Raw genomic sequence first — 306 nt, 5'->3', positions numbered from 1 at the left:
GACTGCTTTTTGCCAGCCTGCGTAGAGCTTCTCTTTGGCTGCCTCATCCAGCTGTGGTTCGAATTCGCGCTCGATCACGGCTTTGCCGCGCAATTCGATGCCCAGCCAGACTGATGCTGCGCCGGTACACCCCGGCCTCCACACTCTCCAGCCCGCTGATCGCCCGCGCCGACAAAAACTCCAACATCGCTGCCCAGTAGTAGGGCGGCTGATAGGCCAGCCTCATAACGAAAGCACCCCGCTATAGAGCCCATAGGCCGCCAGCCCAGCCCCGGCAACCACGCAGCCGAAAATGCCTTTTTCCAC

The 306-nt window shown here is 61.1% G+C and carries 1 protein-coding gene; it reads right to left on the bottom strand.

Annotation, left to right across the window (positions count from 1 at the left end):
- Positions 1 to 43 precede the first annotated feature (43 nt).
- On the bottom strand, positions 44 to 226 hold the full coding sequence (locus tag AC0L20_RS40585; RefSeq protein ID WP_473295759.1) for an AlkA N-terminal domain-containing protein: 183 nt from the start codon (positions 224 to 226) through the stop codon (positions 44 to 46).
- Positions 227 to 306 lie beyond the last annotated feature (80 nt).

It is taken from the genome of Bradyrhizobium sp. Kon58 (genome assembly GCF_055807455.1).
Note: the sequence above shows the minus strand (reverse complement) of the source record. Positions and strands in the feature narration are given on the sequence as shown.

Excerpts from the sequence above, each read along its gene's own strand:
- AC0L20_RS40585 (WP_473295759.1), bottom strand. The coding sequence starts at position 226 with ATGAGGCTGGCCTATCAGCCGCCCTACTACTGGGCAGCGATGTTGGAG.